Here is a 21950-nt window from a genome sequence, read left to right as displayed (position 1 = left end):
CTATTATAGCACACAACCAAAAGAAAAGCATTAAAAATTCATGAAAAGATACCAAAAACACGAGAAGGTATAAAAATTAATTCGAAAAAAGCCCTTGTAATTCCGTGTAATGTATGGTAAAATCGGTTCACTAATGATATCGCTCGTGAAAGAGGTGAAGAGAAGTGAAAGAGAACATCCATCCCAAGTACGAAGAAACGACCATCCGCTGCGCTTGCGGCGAAGAGTTCGTGACCCGTTCTACCCGTAAGGACATTCGCGTTGATATTTGCTCGAAGTGCCATCCTTTCTTCACGGGCAAGCAGAAGCTGGTGGACACTGGCGGACGCGTGGATCGCTTTAAGAAGCGTTTTGGCAAGGCGGGCCAGTAAGAGTCTGGTTTCATAAGAAAGCAAGGCGGCGTAGCAATTGCGCCGCCTATACTTTTGCCCGTATGCGCACAAAAAAGGAGGGGGATGAAATGGACGGTTACCGCACGCTGAAGGAAAGAGCGCAGGATGAATTCGTGGAGCGCCGTTCCCGGTTTATCGGGACGGCCTGTCCGGTAACCACCGCCGAGGAAGCGGTGGCCTTCATCGACGAGCTGCGCGCAAGATACTGGGATGCTACCCACAACGTCTACGCCTACATCCTGCGCGACGGGCAGTTAAGGCGGTATTCGGACGACGGGGAACCCCAGGGGACTGCGGGCGTGCCGGTGCTCGACGTGCTGCAAAAAGAGAACCTGACCGATTTGGCGGTGGTGGTCACCCGGTATTTCGGCGGGGTGCTTTTGGGCGCGGGCGGACTGGTGCGGGCCTATTCCCACGCCGCAAAGCTGGGAGTCATGGCAGCGGGAATCCAGGTGATGCGCCTGTGCGTCACCGGCACCATCACCTGCGACTACAACCAGTACGGCCGGGTGGCGGCCCTGGTTCCCCAGCTGGGAGGCCGGGTGGAGGACGCCCAGTTCGGCATGGTGGTGGTCCTTTCCTTTTCGCTGCCCAAGGAAGCGGCGCCGGCCTTGGAGAAGCAGCTGGCGGACGTCACCTGCGGCAGCGTGGCCCCGGTCTTCACAGGGGAATGCTACCTGCCCGACCCCGGCGGGGAAGGGTAATGGTAGGCCGCGGCCCGCGTTTGAAAAATGCGGGCCGTCCTGGGTAAAAAGGACAGAATCCTCCATCTAAACTTCTCTTTTCTTATCAAAATGCCAAAAGTAACGGTCTTTTGCCTCTTTTGAAAAAGAAAAGCAGGGAAAATGACAATTTTGTCGTATATATAATTGTATGCGGAAATTTGCCGGTTTGGAAGGAGGGACGGAGGATGACGCCAAGAGAAATGACCCAGGCGTTCGAACAAGAGCATTTAAGCCCGTTTGCGGCCCGGTCGCAGCAGACGAAGGGGCGGAAGCGTCCGGAAGAGGAATGCTCCCTGCGCACGCCCTATCAGCGGGACCGGGACCGGATTTTACACTGCAAGTCCTTCCGGCGGCTCAAGCACAAGACCCAGGTGTTCCTTGCCCCGGAAGGGGACCATTACCGCACCCGGCTGACCCACACCCTGGAGGTGGCCCAGATTGCCCGGACCATTGCAAGGGCCCTGCAGCTCAACGAGGATTTGACGGAAGCCATTTCCCTGGGTCATGATTTGGGACATACTCCCTTCGGCCACGCGGGGGAGCGGGCTCTCAACGAGGTAAGCCCCTTGGGGTTTCGGCACTATGAGCAGTCGGTGCGGGTGGTGGAACGGCTGGAGAAGGAAGGGGAAGGGCTCAACCTGACCTGGGAGGTGCGAAACGGCATTCTCTGCCACACCTGCGGGGAAGAGGCCGCCACCATGGAAGGCCGGATTGTCCGCCTGGCCGACCGGATTGCCTACATCAACCACGACATTGACGACGCCATCCGCGGCGGCGTGCTCACCGAGGAGGACATTCCGAAAGAGGTGCGCGCGGCTTTGGGCGGGCGGCATTCGGCGCGCATCGGGACGCTGATCCAGTCGGTGGTGGAGCACAGCGCCGGGGGCGTTTTGCAGATGGAGCCCCGGGTGGCCGACGCCTTTTCGAAATTACATACCTTTATGTACGACCGGGTGTACTACAATTCCCGGGCGAAGGCCGAGGAAGGCAAGGCGGAGGATTTGATCAAACGCCTGTATGAGTACTTTACCAGCCGGCCTCAGAAGCTGCCCGGCGAGTTCGCCGCCATCTGCGAAACCGAGGGAAAGGACCGGGCGACCCTCGATTACATTGCCGGCATGTCCGACTATTACGCCATCGAAACCTTCCAGCGGCTTTTTGTGCCCAAGGGCTGGGGCGGATAGTATAGTTTTGGACCATATTGGAAAAATAAAACGATTGCATGATGGGGAAAAGGAGGTGCGGCCAATGGCCCGTCTGCCGGAGAGCTTCTTAACCGAGCTTAAGGCAAGAAACGATATTGAAAGCGTGGTTTCCAGCTATGTGAACCTGCGGCGCAGAGGCCGCAACCTGGTAGGATTATGCCCCTTCCACGGGGAGAAAACCCCGTCCTTTACCCTTTATCCGGAGACCAATTCCTTTTTCTGTTTCGGCTGCGGCGCGGCGGGGGACGTGGTCAATTTTGTCCGCCGCATCGAGAACCTGGACTATATGGAAGCCGTCCGGTTCCTGGCCGACCGGGCGGGCATGCATATGCCCGAGGAAACCCAGGACGACGGCCAGGCCAGAATGCGCGCACGCATTCTGGAAATCAACCGGGAGGCCGCCCGCTTTTTCTACGCCACTCTGGTTTCCCCGGCCGGACAAGCAGGTCTGCAATATTTTCGCAGCCGGGGGCTTACCGACGCCGTTATCCGCCGGTTTGGCTTAGGGTACGCGCCCGATTCCTGGGACGCCCTTTTGAAGCACCTCAAGGGGAAAGGCTTTCGACCGGAGGAGCTGCAGCTGGCCGATGTGGTTATCGCAGGGCGCCGGGGCGGGTATTACGACAAGTTCCGAAACCGGGTGATCTACCCTATCATCGACCTGCGGGGCGGGGTCATCGGATTCGGCGGCCGTGTACTCGACGACAGCAAGCCCAAATACCTCAATACCGCCGATACCCTTGTGTATAAAAAGACCCGCAACCTTTACGCGATGAACTTGGCGAAGAACGATACCAGCGGGACGCTGATTCTGGCCGAAGGGTATATGGACGTCATCGCCATGCACCAGGCGGGGTTTTCCAACGCGGTGGCCGCTTTGGGCACCGCGCTGACGCCCGACCAGGCGAGGCTGATGGCGCGGTATGCGGGTGAGGTTATTGTAGCAGGGGACGCGGACGAAGCGGGTCGCAAAGCGGCGAACCGGGACATCGACATTTTACGCTCGGCGGGACTAAAGGTACGCATGCTCACTCTGCCCCAGGGTAAGGACCCGGACGAGTTTTTGCGCCGGTTCGGCCCGGAGCGGTTTTCTCTGCTGCTTGAGCAGTCAGGAAACGACATGGAATACCGGCTGGCCGGGTGCAGGGAAGGGCTCAACCTGGATTCCCCGGAGGGCAAATACGAATACGCCAAACGCGCGGTGCGGGTGCTTATGGATTTGCACGACGTCATCGAGCGGGACTTATATATAGGAAAGCTGGCAAGCGAGCTGTCCATCTCTAAGGACAGCATTTTGGAGCAGATGAAACAGCTGTCCCGGAAAAAGGCCGCGGCCCAGTCGCGAGCCCAATTCCGGGAGATTCAAAAGGAAGCCGCCGGCTTTGCCGACCGGATAAACCCCGAGCGGGCCAAGTACCCAAGGGCCGCCAAGGCGGAGGAAGGGATCATCGCCGTGCTGCTGACGAACCCGGACTTTCTGCCGCGGGTGCAGGAAAAGCTGACGCCCGACCGGTTTTTGACCAGCTTTCATCGGCGGGTATACGAGGCGGTGGCCGCGCGGATTTCCGCGGGCATGTCCGATTTGTCGGTAATATTGGCGGACATGGGGGCCGAGTTTACGGCGGAGGAAATCAGCGCCGTTACGGCGGCGGCAGTCAAGCGCCAGTCGTTGCTGCCCAGCACCGGGGCGCTTCATTCCGCACAGGAGCTCAGCGAGGATATGGAGACCCTTCTCATCGAAGGGGAAAAGGCAAGGGCAAAGGACGTGGCGTCCATGACAAAGGAGGAGTTCGCGGCCTTTGGCGCGAAACTTTCGGAGCAAAAAAAGAAAGGGAGTATTTCGTAATTATGGGAGCCGTAGATAAAAAGACCGCGTACCGCGAACTCATTGAGATGGGCAAGAGCAAGGGTAAGCTCACCATGCAGGAAATCTTGGATGTGATCGACGATCTGGATTTCGACACCGAACAGCTTGAAAAGATGTACGAGATGTTTGAGAGCCAGAACATCGAAGTGATCGAGGACGACCCGGCTATGGTGGATCTGGACCTGACCAATCCCGAGCCAGCCCAGGAGGACCTGGAACAGGCCCTTTCCACGGAAGGCATCGCCATCGACGACCCGGTGAAGGTCTATTTAAAGGAAATCGGCCGGGTCCCCCTTCTGACTTCGGAGGAAGAGGTGGAGCTTGCCAAACGCATCGCCCAGGGTGACGTGAGCGCCCGCAAGCGCCTGTCGGAAGCGAACCTGCGGCTGGTGGTCAGCATTGCCAAGCGCTATGTGGGCAGAGGAATGCAGTTTCTCGACCTGATTCAGGAAGGGAACCTGGGCCTCATCAAGGCGGTGGAAAAGTTCGACTACACCAAGGGCTTCAAATTCTCCACCTATGCAACCTGGTGGATCCGCCAGGCCATCACCCGCGCCATCGCCGACCAGGCTAGGACCATCCGTATCCCGGTGCACATGGTGGAAACCATCAACAAGGTCAAAAAGGTCAGCAGCCAGCTTCTGCATAAAAACGGCCACGAGCCCACTGCGGACGAGATCGCATTTGAGCTAGACATGCCGGTGGCCAAGGTCCGCGAGATCATGCGGGTGGCCCAGGAGCCGGTATCCCTGGAAACGCCTATCGGCGAGGAGGAGGACAGCCACCTGGGCGACTTTATCCCCGACGACGACGCGCCCGCTCCGGCGGAGGCTGCGTCTCATACCCTGCTGCGCGAGCAGCTGGCGGACGTGCTGGGGACCCTGACCACTCGGGAGGAAAAGGTGTTGCGCCTTCGCTTCGGGCTGGAGGACGGCCGGTCGCGCACCCTCGAAGAAGTGGGCAAGGAATTTAACGTTACTCGTGAGCGCATCCGCCAGATTGAGGCCAAAGCCCTGCGCAAGCTGCGCCATCCCAGCCGAAGCAAAAAGCTCAAGGATTTTCTGGATTAAACGGTTTGCTTTCATTTCCACTTGACAGCAATAGAAAAATGGGATACACTTAATGTATATTATTTTAGTATATATTGCTGTGAGGTGCCGCGTTATGCATATTACATTGGAGGCTGACTATGCAATTCGGATTGTGAATTGCCTGGTGGACGCTTCCCAGCGTATGGACGCGCAGAAAATCGCGGACGCGGCCTGCGTGTCATTACGGTTTTCCCTGAAGATTTTGCGCAAGCTGGTATCCAGCGGGATTGTTCAGTCCTTTAAAGGAGCCAAGGGCGGCTATGTGCTGGCGAAAGACCCGTCTGAGGTTACTCTCAAGGATGTCATTGAGACCGTGGAAGGCCCGTACCGGTTCAGCCGTTGCCTGAATGAAGAGTATCCCTGCAGCCGAGTGCCGGGCGGGGAATGTCCCTACCGCGGGGTGTTCGGGGATATCTCTGCCATGGTGCAGGATAAATTGGCATCGGTTACTTTTTATGATATAAAAAATAGCAAAAATCAGCAATAGAATCACGAAAAACCGCTCTGTCCGAAACTTTTTCGGACAGAGCGGTTTTTACAAAAGGAAGAATTTTGGCTCAGGATTCCTCTTCTTCCACATACTCCAATATGTCGCCGACTTGACAGTGGAGTACTTTGCATAAAATATCAATCTGTTGGATAGTTATGCGCTTGTTTTCCTCATAACGCATCTTGGAAATGGTAGCCGCTCGAATGTTCGTCAATTCGGAAAGCTGTTTTTGAGTCATTTTGTTTTTCGCCAATAGCTCAGCAATTTTGATACGAATCATGAATTTTCACCTCCTTTTCTTTTCGAATTGTAGCGGCTTCGGAGATGAAAATATACTTATTCAGTGCAATATTACGCTAGGAGTAATTTAATGTTGCATAGGGGTAATTGGTGTGATATAATTCCACTGGTAATAAAATATGGTATTTACAGGTGACTATTGAGAATAAAAATGAGCTTTTGTTCCAAGAAATTGGAACAAAAGCTCATAGACTATGAAAAAAGATTTCTTTTTTCTGTACTTCAAAAAAACGGGAAATTATGGTTTCGTCTCAATCTCGCAATTATTCACTGCATAATCCAACAGGATTCCGATGATTTCATTTCGGGACCGATTGGTGTTAGCCGCGAGTGATTCCAGCTGACAGTACAGTTCATCTGTGATTCGAATGGAGAAAACCCGGTGCCCGTCGTCGCCTTTTGGTGGCTTGGAGGTGATCTTCAGTTTTTTATTATTATTCATCATAGTCACCCGCTTTCTATTTGCATTTTACCTTAACATAAAACATGTTGGTATATTATGATTTATGTTATATTTTGTGTTCAACGGGGTGAGTTTATGACGGAAAAAACCGCCTTGATTCTGGCCAAACGCGAATTCAAGCGGGAAAACGTAGGCTATATTGAGGGCCGGCTGCGGGAAGAGATCACCGCGGCGGTCCAAAGCGGGTATCGGTGTTTCTTAATTGGATTTGATTTTGAAATCGACCGGATGTGCGGCGGAGATCGTCATTGAACAAAAAGCACAGCAAGAAAACATAATTTTGGATGCGGTGCTTGCTTTTGCCCATCGCGATATGAAAAACGATAAATATTTACAGGAATTGCTCAGTCAATGTGAACAGGTCCGCATGTTCAGCGACCGGTATTTTACCGGATGCTACCGGAGGCGAAACGAAGCATGCATCCATAGAGCGGACCGGCTGATTGCCGTAACGAGCCCGACGGAAAAAGGGGACCTTCTCTGTGCAATTGAAACGACGCAAACCTTGAAAAAAGAGGTCTACATCATTTGTATTGGATAAACAGAGCCGGACAAGCGCTTTTGCGCCGTCCGGCTTTCTTAATATACATATATAAGAGAGAAACGAAGCAAAGCAGAGAATAATTGTATTCTGCTGTACCCCGGGAAAAGAAAAGGATAAAAGAAATGGTACGCCGGCCTCATTCAAACGGATAGCGAAGGCCCCACTTTCCTCGTATGGCGTCGGTTAGTTCAAGCATGGCGACCGACTCCGACCAAGGCATCTCCGGAGACTGCAAAAGCCCTTGCCGGATGCAGCGGTTGGCTTCCCTGATTTCAAAGGTGTAGCCATAGCGGCTTCGGTATTGGTCCGCCAGGCGGCATTGGGGGTTCTCCTTGGGGTCGCCGTAATCGTCAAAGGCGGAAATGGAAAACGAATGGGCTTGGGCAATATTGGAGTCCGTCTGATGCAGGTAATAGGAGTCTGCCGCCCAGAAGCGGGGGATTCTTATATAGCCGTCACTGCCAAGAATCAAACCGTCGTTGGGGCTTGATAGGAAGAGTCCGCTTGTCAGGGAAGCCAAACGCCCATCTCCATACTCTAAGGTGATGACGCTTTGCTCATCCACCTCCTGGGGTGTCATAGAAACGGCCGTGTGGATGGCGTTCGGCCTGCTGCCGAATACCATCGCCGCCAGCGTCAGGGGATAAATCCCCACGTCCAGAAGGGCGCCGCCTGCAAGCGCGGGGTTATACAGGCGGTGAACCGGGTCGGCGGGGCATCGGATGGAAAAATTCGCCCGGACCATTTTTACGCTGCCGATGGCGCCTGTCTCCAGCAGCCGCTTGACTTCCCCATAAACCGGCAGAAATCGGGTCCACATGGCTTCCATGAGAAAACGGCCCTGTTTTTCCGCTTCTGCGATCATTTCCCGCGCTTGCCCGGCGTTCACGGCGAACGCCTTTTCGCACAGCACGTGCTTGCCCGCTCTGAGAGCCAGGAGGGTATGGGTCCTGTGTTCAGAATGAGGGCTTGCCACATAAATCGCGTCCAAGGTTGGGTCGGCTACCAGTTCTTCATAACTGCCGTAGGCCCGGCCGATGCCGTACGAAGCGGCAAAGGCCTCAGCCTTCGAGAGCGTACGGGAGCCCACCGCGCCGACGACACAGTCCGGTACTAAAAAGCAAGCCTCCGCAAAGGCGCGAGCGATGGTACCGCAGGCCAAAATTCCCCACCGGATGGGTTTCATACACATTCCTTCTTTCTTTCGGCGCCAAAAGAAAAACTGCGCCAAAGTCGTTCGGCCGCCAAACTCGGGTACTGGCAAACGGCCGGTTTTTCTTAAGTATACCATACTTTTCTTCCATGGGAAAAGAGGAAAAGGCGGTTGCGAAGGAGTCGCTTTGTATGGTACTATATCCAAATAGGAAAACTGCTGTCGGACAAGCAGGAGAGACTGTTTGTCCACGTAAACGGCTTTGCCTGTGACAAGCAGAGAAAGGAGGGGCGCGGGATGCAGGATGAAATGCAGCTGGATTCCTTCGTGAAACGGTATGCGGTAGGCGATTGGGACCAGGGTGACCCGCAGGTCTATATTCACAAACGGGCGCTCAAAAAGCTGATGAAGGCTTTTGCAAAGTCCGCGCTCCCCATGGTGCTGTACGGCAGCCGCCGGGAGGGCCGGATTGTGGTCAGCGAGGCGAAACGGGCGAAAAAAGCCAAGTGGCATTTCGGGACCATTACCCTGCCGGCAAAAGCATGGCGGGCGGTGCTGGAAGAGGAAAAGAACTTTTCGAGGCCGCTGGTCCGGGTGGGCTTTTGCTGCGCCTGCCCCGACGGGTGCGATACCCTGCCCCCGGGCGCTGAGGAGATTGCGGCTTCCCGCTTTTGCGAGGGCGGACAGATTTTGCTTGCTCTGGACCCGAACCTGTGGCGCTGCCGGCTTTACCGGTGCAGTCGGGAAGGGCTGACGCCTTTGCCGGGTTTTTGCCTGCTGTCGGACAAGGTGCATCTGGAGGTCCCGGTCAAGGAGGAGCCCAAAGAATGCTCCATTCCGCCGCAGCTGGTGGAGCAGGTGGCGAAAAGCCGCAGACAAGTGGGACAGCTGCGGATTTTTTGTCTGGTTCTCTGCGCGGTGGCGATAGGGCTGGCGGGGTGGAACACGGCAGACCTGTTTAGGAAGCCCGCCCAGCCCGCAGCGCTGGCGGACTGGCAGGTGCAGTTTAGTGCGCTGGAAAGCCGTCTTACCGAGCTTGAACAAGAGATGGATACCTTAAAAGAAGAAAATCGCCTGCTGGAGGAGGAACGGTCCCGTCAGCAGGAAGCTATGGCCGCGCTGCAGAGCGCTTTGGAGGATAGAGAAACGCCCGCGGGGGCTTTTCACCGGGTGGCTTTAGGCGAAACGCTGGGAGACATTTCAAAGCGGTATTACGGCTCGCCCGACCGGGCAGATCTGCTGGCGAGGGTCAACGGCATTGAAAACCCCAATGTGATCCATGTGGGGACGGAGCTGTGGATTCCGCCGCGAACATAATCAGAAGGAAAAAGGAGAAACGGGAAATTGGTTCGGGAAAAAGGATTTTATCGGATGGTGTTTTCGCTGGTGGTACCCATGGCCCTGCAAAACCTAGTGAACGTGGGCGTGGGCATGACCGACACCATGATGACCGGCTGGCTGGGAGAGACGTCCCTTTCCGGGGCGTCCCTCGCCAACCAGCTGATGTTTATATTGACCATTATCGTCTTCGGCCTGGCGTCTGGCGCGTCGGTGCTCACCGCCCAGTACTGGGGGAAAGGGGATAAGGACGCCATCAGCCGGGTCATCGGCATCGCCATGCGCTTTTCCTTATTGGTGGCCGCCCTGTTTACCGTGCTGGCAGTAGGGTTTCCGGAATATGTGCTTCGGGTTTTCACGCCGGACGAAGCGGTGATTGCCGAAGGGGTCCGCTACCTGCGCATTGTGGGGATTTCCTACCTGTTCGCCGGGTTCTCCATGCTCTACCTCAACGTCATCCGCAGCGTGGAAAAGGTAGCGGTGTCCCTGGTGATTTACTCCATCTCCTTTGTGCTCAACATCTTCTTAAACTGGATGCTGGTCTTCGGAAACCTGGGCGCTCCCCGCATGGGTATTGCAGGCGCTGCCACCGCTACCTTGACCGTCAAGGTCCTCGAGGCGGTGCTGACCCTGCTCTACGCCATTTTCATCAACAAAGCGGTGCGGCTCAAGTTTTCCTATCTGTTCGTCCGGGGCCGGGTGCTTATGAAGGACTTTCGCCGGTATGCGGCTCCAGTGCTGCTCAATGAGCTGTTCTGGGGAGTGGGGATCTCCATGCAGTCGGTGATTTTGGGACATATGGGCAGTGAGGCGGTGGCGGCCAACTCCATCGCCAAGGTAGCCCAGCAGCTGGCTACGGTGGTCATGTTCGGCATTGCGAACTCCACGGCGGTCATTGTGGGCAAGGCCATCGGTGCGGGCAACCAGGACTATGCGAAAAAGGCGGCCGGTTCTCTGATGCGCCTGGGTGTGATCGCCGGAGTTGCCGCTATGGGCATTATTTTGCTTTGCCGCCCGCTGATTGCGAGCATGTACGACTTGTCCGACACGGCCATGGCCTATACCATGACCATGATGCTCATTCTCGCCTTTTATACGCCGCTTCAGTCCTTCAACACTACCGCCATCATCGGCGTTATGCGGGGCGGAGGTGATTCCAAGTTCGGTATGTATCTGGACGCCATCACCCTCTGGGGTGTGGCGCTGGTACTGGGAAGCTTGGGTGCGTTTGTATTCCATCTGAGCGTGCCGATGGTTTACTTCCTGTTGATTTCTGACGAGCTTGCGAAGATCTTTTTCGGCATCCGGCGGGTACGCAGCGGGAAATGGCTGACCAACGTCACCCGCGAGCACGCTGTGCTGGAAGGATAGCGCTGCGTTAACATAATGTTTATTTTTTCTTTGCACCGATTCTGCTTGACTTTCTGTAACTTGTAGGATATACTTAGACAAAATACAGAATCTGTATTTTTGAATTTGGCTCTTTGGGAGCGGCGCTATGGCAGAGGAACTCCGGTTGGAGGAATATGCGGCGTTTGAGGACGCAAAGCTGGTAAAGCTGGTGTGCGACGGGGATGAAACAGCCCTATCGGTCTTGTTTGACCGGTATACCCCTACGGTTCGGATGTTTTCCAGGACCAACGGAGTGGCGGGAATCGAACCGGAGGATTTGATGCAGGAAGGCATGCTCGGCTTGTTTTCCGCAATTCTTACCTTTGATCCTCAGCAGGCCGCCTCTTTTGAAACCTATGCCAATGTGTGCATCCGGCGGCGGATTTCCTCAGCGAGGCGTTTGGCCTCCGGAAAGAAACATTTGCCGTTGAGCGGGTATCTCTCTCTTAGCGGAGATTCTCCCGCTTGCACCTTGGTTAACGACCAGGATAACCCCGAGGAGCAAACCATCAGCAGCGAAGATATTTCCCGGGTCCAGAAGCTGATTGAAGAAAAGCTGTCGGATTTGGAGCGCAGGGTTCTGGAGAGATATCTCAACGGCGAAACATACGAAGCCATCGCTTGGAAGCTCGGTATTACCCCCAAGACGGTCGACAACGCGTTGCAACGTATCCGGCGCAAGCTGCAAACAGTTCATTTCACCTAAAACGGAAGCAATTCCGTTTCATATGCCCTAGTAGCTCAACAAAGAGCGTTGGTTAACAAAGGTGTCGGTTTGAATCCGTCCGCGGGCAAATACTATTATCCAAAGCGAGGTAACAATTATGTACGAAGACAAGACTCTCATCTGCAAAGACTGCGGCGCTGAATTTGTTTTCACTGCCGGCGAGCAGGAGTTCTATGCCTCTAAGGGTTTCGTGAACGAGCCCCAGAGATGCAAGGCCTGCCGCGATGCGCGCAAGAACGCCAACAAGCCGGAGCGCGAAATGTACACGGCTATTTGCGCTTCCTGCGGCAAGGAAGCCAAGGTTCCCTTTAAGCCCCGTGAAGATCGCCCGGTTTACTGCAGCGAGTGCTTTGCACGCATGAGAGAAGAATAATAATTTCGTTCGCAGACAAAGGCGGCAACCAATTGGTTGCCGCCTTTTTGCGCTGCATGGAAAAAGAAGAGGCCTGCCTGCACCGCAGGCAAGAGCAGGAGGGTAGCAAGCGTTGCCGCTTCACTGAAACCAGATGCAGTCAGCCTCCTTTGCCGTCCTGCTTGCGCTTCCCGTCCGCCCGTTTGGGATTGGCCGGAAACCAGCCTTTTTCCACCCGTACCTTTTGCTCCTTTAGTTCCCCGATGCTCCACAAACAGGTGAAGCCCAGGACACTGAGCAGGGAAGAAAGGAGCGTGTTTTCCACAAAGAGGGAGGTGAGCAGGCAGACGAGCCCCGCCGCCAGGAAGACCGGCCAGATCTTCCAGGTAAAGTGGTACTCGCACCGGATGACGATAGGGTGAAACACACCGATGATGACAAAGGAGAAGATTCCAATCAGTAGTCCAGTTATGTACATGAAATTCCCTCCCCGTTTCTATGCCTGCCCCATGGCAGCCTGGACCTGCCCGCAGAAGGTTTCGTCCGCTTTTTGCAGGTAGCCGAGGACACAGATCTGGTCCTTCTGGGCGGCATGTTTTAAATCAGCAGCGATGTTTTCCACCAGATGGGAGCGCTCTTCTTCCGATAAGCGGCGGTACCGCTCGCCAGCCTGGGTGAAATCGTCGGCCTTTTCGAGATCGGTGCGGACTTGCTCGCCGCAGGCGGATTCCCCCAGTCCCGTTTTGCTGAACGCGTCGGCGGGCTTCCAGTTCTCCATATGGTTGACCGGGATGCTGCGAAAATCCGGACCCAGCCGCCGGCGCTGGGCGTCCCAATAGATAAAGGAACGGCCCTGGAGCATCTTGTCGTCTGAAAATTCGATGCCGTCGACCAGGTTTGCCGGGGAGAAGGCCAGCTTTTCCACCTGGGCGGCGTAGTTCTCGGGGTTTCGCTCCAGCGTCAGCTTTCCCACCGGCATGAGTGGAAACTGCTCTTCGCTCCAAATCTTGGTGTCGTCTAGCGGGTCGTAGGACAGCGTGTGTTCAGTTTGCGGGTCCATTAGCTGTACGTTGAGCTCATATTCCACCGTGCCGCCGCACGCAAGGGTATCCCACAGGTCCTGCCCGGCCACATTGGGATTTTCGCAGGCAAGACGGCTGGCAGCGGCCGCGTCGATGTAGGTTTCTCCGGCCGCGGGAATCCAGTGGTACTTCACATATCGGCGTTTTCCGGCGGCGTTTCTCCAGACGTACGTGTTTACGCCGTAGCCCCGCATGGTGCGAAAGCTCGCCACCGTTCCCGCGTCCGAATAGAGCCAGGTGAGGAAATGGGTGGCCTGGGGTGTGCGGGCCATGAAGTTCCAGAATAGCTTGCCGTCGGGCAGGTTGCTGACCGGCGAGGGGGAGAGGGAGGCGATAGCCTCTGGAAAGTGCATCCCGTCGCGGATCAGAAACACCGGAATGTGGTTGCACAGAAGATCAAACACCCCGTTTTGCAGATAGAACTTGGTGGAAAAGCCCCGCACGTTGCGGGCGGTGTCCGGCGTACCCCGATTGCTTACGGCAAAGGAGAACCGGGTGACGGTAGGAATGGGCCGGGCTGGATCTTGCAGAAAGTCCGCGGCGGTATACTCGGCCATGGAGCGGTAAAGCTGAAAATGTCCGAACGCGCCGTACCCTTTGGTATGCACCGCCCGCTCGATGGTTTTGGTATGGACAAAGGTCTCCAGCGTCTCGTGCAATAGGGTATCCTCCAGCAAAACCGGACCGCGGGAGCCTACGGTCAGGGAATGGTCCTGAGGCCTATCCTGCCGGCATTCCAGCGCAGGGCCGGGCACCACTTTGCCGGGAAACGCAATCCTGGCCTCAGGTTCCTTGCGGGATGAATGCGTTGGTGCAGGTTCCTGTTCACAGGGCGCGTCCTTTGCGGTGCGGGCTTGCTGGCGCATCCGCAGGAGCTCTTGATTATAGCGCTGCATCATTTCGTGAAACGTTCGTTCTTCTCGCATCGGTTTGTCTCCTCTCGGCGATCCCAATTCCGGGCATGCTTGTTTTTCCATACTATGCGAAAAAAGAAGAAAAAGTGCCTGTCTGATGGGGATCAAAACGGAAAAAGACACGATTTGCGTCTATACATACCCATGCCGCCGATTGACATCGGGTTAGCGGGGCGCTACACTAAAACCAAAAGATGCCTGGCTTTCTTTTAAAATCAACCCACCCGGGCGCCGCAGTGAAAAAGCCGTATGATTGCGTTTTGCCGGTGCAAGATAGGAAGAGAGCTGCCAAACCTGCAAAAGACAAAAATGCAAGCCGTAAGCCTGGCGTAACATGTAAAGCCCGCATTCCGGCTTTGCAAAGCCGCCGCAGCGGTCAGAGAGAAGGAGAACTATGAGACAAACACGGATGTTAACCTTGATTTTAACAATCCTGCTGATTTTGTCCGCCTGTTCGGGCGGGGAAGACACCTCCTCTGGGCAGACGGGGAGCGCGTCCTTACTCCAGTCCTCCTCCCGACCGGCAAGCGCCGCTCCTTCTTCCGTTGCGCCGGTTTCCGCAGAAGAAGCCTTCACGCTGCGATATGCCACGGCGGATGTCAACCTGCGGGCCGGGCCGGGAACGGCGTATACCATCCGCGCAGTGGTGCCCTTGGGCCAGGCGGTAAAGGCCTATGAGACGCAAAACGGCTGGACACGGGTAACCTATAAGGATCAACACGGTTACATCAGCGAGGCCTATTTGGCTGCAGAACCGCCCCTTTCTACAGAAGACCGGATCGACGCCATTCTCAAAGAGATGACACTGGAAGAAAAGGTGGGGCAGATGTTCTTTGTCCGCTGCCGGGAGGATACAGCGGTCGCGGACATCGAGCAGTTTCATCCTGCGGGATATATTCTGTTTGCAAACGACGTGGAAGGGGAAACACCCGCTTCTTTGAAAGCAAAGATTGAGCGTTACCAGGCTGCGGCGCAGATTCCCCTGCTAATCGGTGTGGACGAAGAGGGCGGTACGGTCACCCGGGTCAGCCGGTTTCCGGCCTTTCGCGGCGAGCGGTTCGCCTCTCCGCAGGACCTGTTCGCCCAAGGCGGGCTGGAGAAAATCGCCCAGGACGCCAGGGAAAAGAGTGTTTTTCTAAAAAGCCTGGGCTTCAACGTGAATTTGGCGCCGGTGTGCGACCTGTCCACCGACCCGGGCGACTTTATCTATCCCCGCTCCTTCGGCCAGGATGCGGAGGCGACCAGCGCCTATGTTAAAACGGTGGTCACGGCCATGAAGGAAAGCGGGATGGGCAGCACCCTCAAGCATTTCCCCGGCTACGGCAACAATGTGGACACCCACACCGGCATCGCCCAGGATGAACGCAGCTACGAAACCTTTGTAACCGCGGACTTTCTGCCCTTCGAGGCGGGGATCGCCGCCGGGGCGGACAGTGTCCTGGTCTGTCATAACGTAGTCGCCTGTATGGATCCGGATCTGCCCGCCTCCCTGTCCCCGAAGGTGCATCACATTCTCCGACAAGAGCTTGGGTTTGACGGCGTGGTTATGACCGACGACCTGATGATGGACGCCATCAAACAATATACCGGAAACGAGCAGGCGGCGGTGCAGGCCGCCCAGGCAGGCAACGACCTGCTGCTTGCCACCGATTTCGACGTACAGATTCCGGCGGTGTTGCAAGCGGTAAAAGAAGGGAGAATTCTCTTAGAGCAGGTGGAGCAGTCGGTGCGCCGGGTGCTTCGATGGAAAATGCAGCTGGAGCTGCTGGGATAACGAAAGGAGCCATACCGATGAAACCATTTCGCTTTCATGGGGATACGGTGGTAGCCGGCCCCGGTTCCCTGTCTTATTTGAAGACCCTATCCTTCCGGCGGGCGATGATCGTCACGGGGGGACACAGCATGTTTGAAACCGGGGTCATCGACCAGGTGAAGGAACTGTTGGCCCCGGCAAACGGGGAAATTATGGTACTAAGCGGCGTTCAAAAGAACCCCACCACCCAGGATGTGACAAAGGGTGCCGCCGCTTTTTCGGGCTTTGTCCCCGACTTGGTGGTGGCGGTGGGCGGCGGTTCCGCCATCGACGCGGCCAAGGCCATGACTCTGCTTTATGAATTTCCCCACCTGAAAGCGGAGGAGCTGGCGGATGTTCCCCTGCCTTCCCGCCGGGAAAAAACCACCTTTGTAGCGGTTCCCTCCACCTCGGGCACAGCCACCGAGGTTACCCACGTATCGGTCCTCACCTTTCCGGAGCAGGGGATCAAACGGGGCGTAAAAGCCCAGAGCCTGCGTCCGGACCTGGCCATTCTCGACGGAACCCTTCCCATGACCATGCCCGCCGACGTGGCGGCTCAGACGGGAATGGACGCGCTGACTCATGCTTTGGAATGTGCCATAAGCCCTTTGGGGGACGAGTTTACCGATACGCTGAGCATGGGCGCGGCCGCGGGGCTGCTGCGGTATCTGCCGGTTTCCTGCGAGCAAGGGGATTTGGACAGCCGCCAGAAGGTACATAACTACCAGTGCATGGCGGGCATGGCCTTTTCCAACGCCGGGCTTGGCATGGTCCACGGCATCGCCCACGCCTTCGGCGGCCGCTATAACCTGGGCCACGGGCTTTTAAACGCCGTATTGCTCCCTTATGTCCTCGCGTTCAATTGCCGTAATGAGCGGGTTAAACAGCGCCTGGATTTCTTAGCGGCCGTGACCGGAGCAGGGGAGGTGATCGGCCAGGTCAAACGGCTGAAGGAACGCATCGGAATTGTGCAGACCCTGGCACAGACAGGGATTGCAGAGGAAACCTTTTTGAAGGACTTTGAATGGCTGGCGGAGAACTCTCTGGGCGGTTCCACCCGGGTCAATCCCATCCAAGTGAGCAAAGAAGAAATGAAACCCCTTCTCAAAACGGCGTATTATGGAGAATAGAACGGGAAAAAGCCGGGGCGTCTGCCCCGGCTTTTTTCTTTGACAAAAAGAAACAAAAAGTTCATAAATTGTTTCTTGACTGAAAGTCCACTCTAGATGCTATCCTGGAAAAGAACCAGAGCTCAAAGACCGTTGTGGTTGAAAAAACAGAGAAAATGCAGAAAAAGGGGATGTGCTTGGAAATCTTCTACAAGTTTTCGCCGGAAGAAATCGGATTTTTTGATTGTGGATACAAGGTTGCCGTGCTATGATAAATGCAGTCAAAACACACTAGAATTCGCTAGAAATGGGAAGTGATGCAATGGAAACGCAAACGACGGGAACGAGGTTCCGTGAAGCATATGACCACGCACGTCAGGTCGTCGAAGAGGTGCGCAAGGTTATTATGGATAAGGATGAAGTCATCGTCAAGATGCTCATGGCGATTTTGGCGGGCGGCCATATATTGATTGAGGACGTGCCCGGCGTGGGAAAAACCACTCTGGCTCTGGCTTTTTCCAGGGCGATGGACCTTGCCTGCAAATGGCTTCAGTTTACCCCCGATGTGATGCCCAGCGACGTAGTGGGCTTTACCATGTACAATAAGCTCACCCAGACCTTTGAGTTTAAGCAGGGCGCCGCCTTCTGCAACCTCTTTTTGGCGGACGAAATCAACCGCACCTCCACGAAAACCCAGTCTGCCCTGCTCGAGCTGATGGAGGAGCGGCGGGTGACGGTGGACGGCGTTTCCCACGAGCTGCCCCGGCCCTATATCGTCATCGCCACGCAGAATCCCATCGGCTCAGTGGGCACTCAGCCGCTGCCCGACTCCCAGCTCGACCGCTTCATGGTCTGCCTGAGCATGGGCTACCCCGACCCCAGAAGCGAGATTGACATTTTGAAAGGCAGGCAGACCGGCAATCCTTTGTCTTCGGTGCGGCAAATCGTGCAGGCGGATGTGATTTTGCAGATGCAAAGCGCCATTGAGCAGATCCATATGGAGCATTCGGTGTACGAGTATATCATCAATCTGGTGACGGCCACCCGCCGCCACCCGCTCATTAAGCTGGGCATCAGTCCCCGCGGCTCCCTGGCCATGATGCGTATGGCCAAGGCCTGCGCCTTTTTACAGGACCGGCTTTACGTCACACCCAATGACGTCAAATACGTATTCTTGAATACCTGCGCCCATCGTCTGGTGCTCAGCACCAAGGCCAAGGCCGCTCATACGGCGTCCTCCCTGCTGGAGGAGCTGTTAAACGAAACCGCCATGCCCTTTGTGTTGGAGGAAAGGAACCGGGTTTATGGTACGCGTTAAGCTTCTGTATTTGGCGGCGCTGATTGGGCTGGGCGTTTTTGTCATCGCTTTTCGTGGCCCGATTGCGGTGGTGCTTTTCTTGGCTTTCCTGGTGCTGCCGGTTTTTTTGAAGGCGGCGGTGCTTTGGATGCGCAGGAGCCTGACGGTCACCTTGTCCACCGCGTTTACCGAAGAGCGGACCAAGCGGGAGGTGCGCTACCAGATTTCCGCGCGAAACCGCTCCTTTCTACCCATTACCGCCTGCCAAGTCACGCTCTTATGCAAAAACCGGATGGTAGACGGACAGGAAAGCCAGACCGTCCGCTTTTCCGTGCCAGCCCGGGGCCGCAGGCTGGTGCAGGGAACCGTCTCCTCTGCGCATTATGGAAGCTTTCAGCTGTCCGCCACCCGCATAAAGGTATACGATTGGTTCTGGCTTTTTCACAGCAACTTGAAAGCTCTGCCGCCGGTCTCCTTCCTTCTCTGGCCGCCGGCGGAGGAAATCAGCGCCCAGCCCCTTTTGAGCGCCCAGTCCGGCGCCGACGTGCAGCGGTACTCCACCGAGCGCAAGGGGGACGATCCATCCGAGCTGTTCGGCGTGCGCGAGTACCAGGAGGGGGACCGGCAGCAGCGGATACACTGGAAGCTCAGCAGCAAAATGGGGAACTTTATGGTCAAGGAATTCAGCCTCCCCATAGCAAACGCCGTGACCCTTGTGGTGGAGCTGAGCGCGGACGAAGACGCCTTCCTGTTGGACGGGCTTTTGGAGCTTACGAACACCCTTTCCACCGACCTGGTCAGCCGGCGGATTCCCCACCGGGTCTGCTGGTACCGGCAAAAGGAGGAGCAGGATGTGTGCTTCGATGTGGCAAACGACGAAGAGCGCGATTTCATGATGAGCGAGCTTTTGCAAAGTGAAATCCCGTCCGCCCGGAAAGGGTGCCCGCCTTTGTCCCTCGCCCATTGCGAGGCGCTGGTGCAGGGACGGCTGGTTTATCTCACCAGCCGAGAAAACGCCGTCCGGCAGGAATCTTTGCGCGGACGGGCACAACCGGTTACGTTGTTTGAAGTGACCCGCAAGGAAGGACTCCCGGCGATTCTGGAGCCGGATTTCCGAAGAATCCCCGTGACGGCGGACGACGTGCCAGAGAGCCTTGCCGGCGTGGAATGGTAGGTGATGGCGTTGAAAGTAACATCGAAAAAGAAATCGGCGAGTGTTATTTCCTTTTCCACCGCCGTAACCGCCAAAGCCTTCACCAAGCAGCCCTCCGCCTGGATGACGGTGGTGATGCCGGCTCTGCTGCTGTTTGCGGGTGTCAGCGGCGCCCTCTTTAGTTTCATCACCGCTTACGACCTGTCCTGTGATTCTATGGCGGTCTTTTTCTGCATTGCCATCGGTTCGGTAGGCTTTACCCTACTCTACCGTCTCAAACGGGTAGGAGCGTGGGTCTTTCCCGTCTCCTTCGGGCTGTTTTTGGCAATCTTGGCGCTGTGCAAGGATACGCTGGCGGGTATGGCCGCAAATGTGTGGAATTCCGTGCTGCTCACGCTGAGAAACGCCAACATTCCAAATCTGCCGCAGCCCTATCGGTTTGTAGAATCGTACCCGTCTTTGACGCTGCTGTGGGCCGTGGTGGTGCTTTTTTTGTGCATCGCTCTGGGCTACTGCATCGTACGCCGCCCGCTGTTTTTGCCTGCGGTGCTGGTGACCTTTCCATTTTTGGAGATCGGTCTTTTCTATGGGCAGTCTCCGGATTTGTGGCCGCTGCTGTTTTTGCTGTGCTGCCTTTTGTCCCAGCTGGCGGCGGCACTGGCGGTGGGCCGGTTTCGGGGAAGCGGGCGGAGAAAACGGGTCTGTGCTCCCTACAGCCGGCAGCTGGCGGCGCCGGTGAGCTTGATCCTCTGTCTGGTGATGACGGTATGCCTGGTGGGCAGCCAGGCGGCGCTCAGCCTGACGGATTACCAGCGCCCGCAGGCATTTGAAACCCTGCGGGTGAACTATCGGGACTTTAACTGGCTTTCCTTCTTAAACCTGCCTAAGACCAGGATCGGAGAAGGAAACCTCTGGGCTGCGGGAAACCTGGAATACGATTATCAGACCGATCTGCTGATCGACATGCCGTATACGCAGAGCACCCTCTATTTCAAAGGGTATACCGGTAGTGTGTACACCGGGACCAATTGGGAACAGCTTCCAGATTCCGTCTATGACAGCTTTCCCCTGTTTCGAAAAGGGGAGCAAAGCGGCGTCAACGCGTATGAGTTGCTCAACGCTTACTACAGCCAGTATGGAGGGATGGAGATTGCCCCTATTCAGATCACGTCGGTCCGGGCGGGTACGAAATACGCCTTTGTTCCCTATTTTTCCATGGAAAGCAAAGAAACCCTGCTGGAATACGACCGGTATGCGCCGCTGCTTGCAACGGGAAATACCTACAGCGTTTATTATGGCCACAATATAGATGAGGGCAGCGCCTATTTGGCCCGGATCAACCGTCCTTCCGTGTTCGAGCGTCATCCCTATTACTGGGATTATCAAGAATTCGTAGGAGACGTTTACACCCAGGTTCCGGAGGATATGGGATGGCTGAATCAGTTGGCAGGACAAATTTGTTCCGGCAGCACGAGTACGGAGGAAATCATTGCCCGCCTGCAGCGCTATTTTTCGGAAAACACCTCTTATTCCACCTCGCCGGGCCGCCCGCCCGACGATATGGACTTTACAGAGTATTTCCTTTTGGAGAACAAGAAAGGCTACTGCGTCCATTACGCCACCGCGGGGACGCTGCTCCTGCGGTCGCTGGGCGTACCGGCGCGGTACGCCGAAGGGTATCTGGTAGGGCCGGAGGAGTTTTTGAACGCGCCCGCAGAGGACAAGACGATTTTCGCCAGCCGGCTGACCGAGGAAGGCGCCTGGATTACGGGCAGCGCGGGAGTGGACACCTACTACACGCTGGACATCGACGATTCCAAGCGTCATGCCTGGGTGGAGGTGTACGACGCTGCACTTGGATGGATTCCGGTGGAGTTCACCCCCGGCTACGGTGCCAGCACGCCCGTAAGAGAGCCGGAAGATCCTTCTTCTGCGGTAGAAGAACCTTCCGCGCCTTCCAGCAGCCGTTCGCCTGCTTCCAGTGTCCCTTCGTCCCGTCCGCCGGAAGGCGCCGCGGCGGGACCGGGCGGTCCCGCGACGGTAATGCTTGCCATCTTTATCACGGTTTCGACCCTGATGCTTTTGCTGCTGGCGGTGATCGCGCGGCAGGCCATCGTGGAAAAGCGAAGGCGGAATTCGTTCCAGACCCGGGACGAAAACCGGAACGTTCTTCAGCTTTACCGATATTTGTGTAAGCTTCTTTCCTTTGCAGGCTGTAAAACCCCGTCCATCGTCTGCTATGAGCCCGCGCTTTTGCAAAGCCGTTTCCCCTTCCTGTCCCAGGATGAGTGCGAGCGCTGCATGGAGCTGGTGCTCAAGACGCGGTTCAGCGGGCAGCCGGTGAAGAAGGAAGAGAGAAAGGAAGTGTCCCGCCTGGTATTCGCCGTACGAAAGCGGCTTTACGAGGAGAAGAATTGGTTTTGGCGGTTGTGGATGCGGTATGGGCGCTGCCTGTAACAAAAAGCTTTTCAAACGGAGAAGAAGAATCGCTGTCTGTTTGGTCTGAACGAAACAAACCGCCGAAAGCAAAAGAAAGGGCGGACCGCGAAAGCGGTCAGATC

22 protein-coding genes are annotated in these 21950 nt (G+C 56.0%); 17 read left to right on the top strand and 5 right to left on the bottom strand.

All coding sequences use genetic code 11. The annotated features are described in order from the left end of the window. Window positions 1-164 precede the first annotated feature (164 nt). The 6 genes from rpmE to WMO26_RS11270 all read left to right on the top strand — a co-directional run bounded on the left by rpmE (window position 165) and on the right by WMO26_RS11270 (window position 5767). Complete coding sequence (gene rpmE, locus WMO26_RS11295) at window positions 165-371, top strand: 50S ribosomal protein L31 (RefSeq protein ID WP_349220486.1); 207 nt, start codon at window positions 165-167, stop codon at window positions 369-371. 89 nt (window positions 372-460) lie between these two features. Next, complete coding sequence (locus WMO26_RS11290) at window positions 461-1096, top strand: IMPACT family protein (RefSeq protein WP_349220484.1); 636 nt, start codon at window positions 461-463, stop codon at window positions 1094-1096. A gap of 206 nt (window positions 1097-1302) precedes the next feature. After that, complete coding sequence (locus WMO26_RS11285; protein ID WP_349220482.1) at window positions 1303-2301, top strand: deoxyguanosinetriphosphate triphosphohydrolase; 999 nt, start codon at window positions 1303-1305, stop codon at window positions 2299-2301. A gap of 64 nt (window positions 2302-2365) precedes the next feature. Continuing rightward, the gene (gene dnaG, locus WMO26_RS11280; protein WP_349220480.1) at window positions 2366-4168 is read left to right on the top strand and encodes a DNA primase; all 1803 of its coding nucleotides are present in this window, start codon (window positions 2366-2368) and stop codon (window positions 4166-4168) included. Window positions 4169-4170: 2 nt separating this feature from the next. Beyond that, entirely contained in the window at window positions 4171-5259 is a 1089-nt protein-coding gene (gene rpoD / locus WMO26_RS11275; protein WP_349220478.1) for an RNA polymerase sigma factor RpoD, read from the top strand. A gap of 94 nt (window positions 5260-5353) precedes the next feature. After that, window positions 5354-5767 carry an RrF2 family transcriptional regulator gene (locus WMO26_RS11270; protein WP_349220476.1) on the top strand — a complete coding sequence of 138 codons (414 nt, stop codon included), beginning with the start codon at window positions 5354-5356 and terminating at the stop codon, window positions 5765-5767. A gap of 70 nt (window positions 5768-5837) precedes the next feature. Here the strand turns inward: WMO26_RS11270 and WMO26_RS11265 are convergent, their stop codons facing one another. Both WMO26_RS11265 and WMO26_RS11260 read right to left on the bottom strand, forming a co-directional pair. Next, on the bottom strand, window positions 5838-6050 hold the full coding sequence (locus tag WMO26_RS11265) for a helix-turn-helix domain-containing protein (RefSeq protein WP_349220474.1): 213 nt from the start codon (window positions 6048-6050) through the stop codon (window positions 5838-5840). Between the two features lie 258 nt (window positions 6051-6308). Then, complete coding sequence (locus WMO26_RS11260; protein ID WP_349220508.1) at window positions 6309-6512, bottom strand: ribbon-helix-helix protein, CopG family; 204 nt, start codon at window positions 6510-6512, stop codon at window positions 6309-6311. Between the two features lie 96 nt (window positions 6513-6608). Here WMO26_RS11260 and WMO26_RS11255 point away from each other — a divergent pair, with 96 nt between their 5' ends. Then, the gene (locus tag WMO26_RS11255) at window positions 6609-6785 is read left to right on the top strand and encodes a hypothetical protein (RefSeq protein WP_349220472.1); all 177 of its coding nucleotides are present in this window, start codon (window positions 6609-6611) and stop codon (window positions 6783-6785) included. Next, on the top strand, window positions 6736-7074 hold the full coding sequence (locus WMO26_RS11250; protein ID WP_349220470.1) for a hypothetical protein: 339 nt from the start codon (window positions 6736-6738) through the stop codon (window positions 7072-7074). The genes WMO26_RS11255 and WMO26_RS11250 overlap by 50 nt, the downstream gene beginning before the upstream one ends. Window positions 7075-7213: 139 nt before the next feature. Here the strand turns inward: WMO26_RS11250 and WMO26_RS11245 are convergent, their stop codons facing one another. Further along, the gene (locus tag WMO26_RS11245; protein ID WP_349220468.1) at window positions 7214-8263 is read right to left on the bottom strand and encodes a Gfo/Idh/MocA family protein; all 1050 of its coding nucleotides are present in this window, start codon (window positions 8261-8263) and stop codon (window positions 7214-7216) included. A gap of 138 nt (window positions 8264-8401) precedes the next feature. Between WMO26_RS11245 and WMO26_RS11240 the strand changes: the two genes are divergently transcribed. From WMO26_RS11240 to WMO26_RS11225, 4 genes are all read left to right on the top strand, one after another. Next, window positions 8402-9547: a LysM peptidoglycan-binding domain-containing protein gene (locus WMO26_RS11240; protein WP_349220466.1), complete on the top strand. Its 1146-nt coding sequence runs from the start codon at window positions 8402-8404 to the stop codon at window positions 9545-9547. 27 nt (window positions 9548-9574) lie between these two features. Then, window positions 9575-10939 (top strand): MATE family efflux transporter, encoded by a 1365-nt coding sequence (locus WMO26_RS11235; protein ID WP_349220464.1) that lies wholly within the window; start codon window positions 9575-9577, stop codon window positions 10937-10939. A gap of 127 nt (window positions 10940-11066) precedes the next feature. Then, complete coding sequence (locus WMO26_RS11230) at window positions 11067-11666, top strand: sigma-70 family RNA polymerase sigma factor (protein WP_349220462.1); 600 nt, start codon at window positions 11067-11069, stop codon at window positions 11664-11666. A 118-nt stretch (window positions 11667-11784) separates the two neighbouring features. Then, window positions 11785-12060, top strand: a complete 276-nt coding sequence (locus WMO26_RS11225) for a zinc-ribbon domain containing protein (RefSeq protein WP_349220461.1) — start codon at window positions 11785-11787, stop codon at window positions 12058-12060. 139 nt (window positions 12061-12199) lie between these two features. Here the strand turns inward: WMO26_RS11225 and WMO26_RS11220 are convergent, their stop codons facing one another. After that, a complete protein-coding gene (locus WMO26_RS11220) occupies window positions 12200-12517 on the bottom strand; it encodes a DUF4491 family protein (RefSeq protein ID WP_349220460.1) in 318 nt (105 codons plus the stop codon). A gap of 18 nt (window positions 12518-12535) precedes the next feature. Next, window positions 12536-14047 carry a catalase gene (locus tag WMO26_RS11215; protein ID WP_349220459.1) on the bottom strand — a complete coding sequence of 504 codons (1512 nt, stop codon included), beginning with the start codon at window positions 14045-14047 and terminating at the stop codon, window positions 12536-12538. 406 nt (window positions 14048-14453) lie between these two features. Between WMO26_RS11215 and WMO26_RS11210 the strand changes: the two genes are divergently transcribed. The 5 genes from WMO26_RS11210 (at window position 14454) to WMO26_RS11190 (ending at window position 21846) form a co-directional block, all read left to right on the top strand. Further along, window positions 14454-15809, top strand: a complete 1356-nt coding sequence (locus tag WMO26_RS11210; RefSeq protein WP_349220458.1) for a glycoside hydrolase family 3 N-terminal domain-containing protein — start codon at window positions 14454-14456, stop codon at window positions 15807-15809. Window positions 15810-15826: 17 nt separating this feature from the next. After that, on the top strand, window positions 15827-16960 hold the full coding sequence (locus WMO26_RS11205; protein ID WP_349220457.1) for an iron-containing alcohol dehydrogenase: 1134 nt from the start codon (window positions 15827-15829) through the stop codon (window positions 16958-16960). Window positions 16961-17261: 301 nt separating this feature from the next. Then, complete coding sequence (locus WMO26_RS11200) at window positions 17262-18257, top strand: AAA family ATPase (protein ID WP_349220456.1); 996 nt, start codon at window positions 17262-17264, stop codon at window positions 18255-18257. After that, window positions 18244-19410 carry a DUF58 domain-containing protein gene (locus WMO26_RS11195; protein WP_349220454.1) on the top strand — a complete coding sequence of 389 codons (1167 nt, stop codon included), beginning with the start codon at window positions 18244-18246 and terminating at the stop codon, window positions 19408-19410. The genes WMO26_RS11200 and WMO26_RS11195 overlap by 14 nt, the downstream gene beginning before the upstream one ends. A 9-nt stretch (window positions 19411-19419) precedes the next feature. Continuing rightward, window positions 19420-21846 (top strand): transglutaminase-like domain-containing protein, encoded by a 2427-nt coding sequence (locus WMO26_RS11190; RefSeq protein ID WP_349220453.1) that lies wholly within the window; start codon window positions 19420-19422, stop codon window positions 21844-21846. Window positions 21847-21950 lie beyond the last annotated feature (104 nt).

The organism is Solibaculum intestinale (genome assembly GCF_040096205.1).
GTDB classification, from domain to species: Bacteria; Bacillota; Clostridia; order Oscillospirales; family Acutalibacteraceae; genus Solibaculum_A; species Solibaculum_A intestinale.
This window is presented reverse-complemented; position numbering and strand designations above follow the sequence as displayed.

Excerpts from the sequence above, each read along its gene's own strand:
- WMO26_RS11290 (WP_349220484.1), top strand. The coding sequence starts at position 461 with ATGGACGGTTACCGCACGCTGAAGGAAAGAGCGCAGGATGAATTCGTG.
- WMO26_RS11285 (WP_349220482.1), top strand. The coding sequence starts at position 1,303 with ATGACGCCAAGAGAAATGACCCAGGCGTTCGAACAAGAGCATTTAAGC.
- dnaG (WP_349220480.1), top strand. The coding sequence starts at position 2,366 with ATGGCCCGTCTGCCGGAGAGCTTCTTAACCGAGCTTAAGGCAAGAAAC.
- rpoD (WP_349220478.1), top strand. The coding sequence starts at position 4,171 with ATGGGAGCCGTAGATAAAAAGACCGCGTACCGCGAACTCATTGAGATG.
- WMO26_RS11270 (WP_349220476.1), top strand. The coding sequence starts at position 5,354 with ATGCATATTACATTGGAGGCTGACTATGCAATTCGGATTGTGAATTGC.
- WMO26_RS11265 (WP_349220474.1), bottom strand. The coding sequence starts at position 6,050 with ATGATTCGTATCAAAATTGCTGAGCTATTGGCGAAAAACAAAATGACT.
- WMO26_RS11260 (WP_349220508.1), bottom strand. The coding sequence starts at position 6,512 with ATGAATAATAATAAAAAACTGAAGATCACCTCCAAGCCACCAAAAGGC.
- WMO26_RS11255 (WP_349220472.1), top strand. The coding sequence starts at position 6,609 with ATGACGGAAAAAACCGCCTTGATTCTGGCCAAACGCGAATTCAAGCGG.
- WMO26_RS11245 (WP_349220468.1), bottom strand. The coding sequence starts at position 8,263 with ATGAAACCCATCCGGTGGGGAATTTTGGCCTGCGGTACCATCGCTCGC.
- WMO26_RS11230 (WP_349220462.1), top strand. The coding sequence starts at position 11,067 with ATGGCAGAGGAACTCCGGTTGGAGGAATATGCGGCGTTTGAGGACGCA.
- WMO26_RS11225 (WP_349220461.1), top strand. The coding sequence starts at position 11,785 with ATGTACGAAGACAAGACTCTCATCTGCAAAGACTGCGGCGCTGAATTT.
- WMO26_RS11220 (WP_349220460.1), bottom strand. The coding sequence starts at position 12,517 with ATGTACATAACTGGACTACTGATTGGAATCTTCTCCTTTGTCATCATC.
- WMO26_RS11215 (WP_349220459.1), bottom strand. The coding sequence starts at position 14,047 with ATGCGAGAAGAACGAACGTTTCACGAAATGATGCAGCGCTATAATCAA.
- WMO26_RS11205 (WP_349220457.1), top strand. The coding sequence starts at position 15,827 with ATGAAACCATTTCGCTTTCATGGGGATACGGTGGTAGCCGGCCCCGGT.
- WMO26_RS11200 (WP_349220456.1), top strand. The coding sequence starts at position 17,262 with ATGGAAACGCAAACGACGGGAACGAGGTTCCGTGAAGCATATGACCAC.
- WMO26_RS11195 (WP_349220454.1), top strand. The coding sequence starts at position 18,244 with ATGGTACGCGTTAAGCTTCTGTATTTGGCGGCGCTGATTGGGCTGGGC.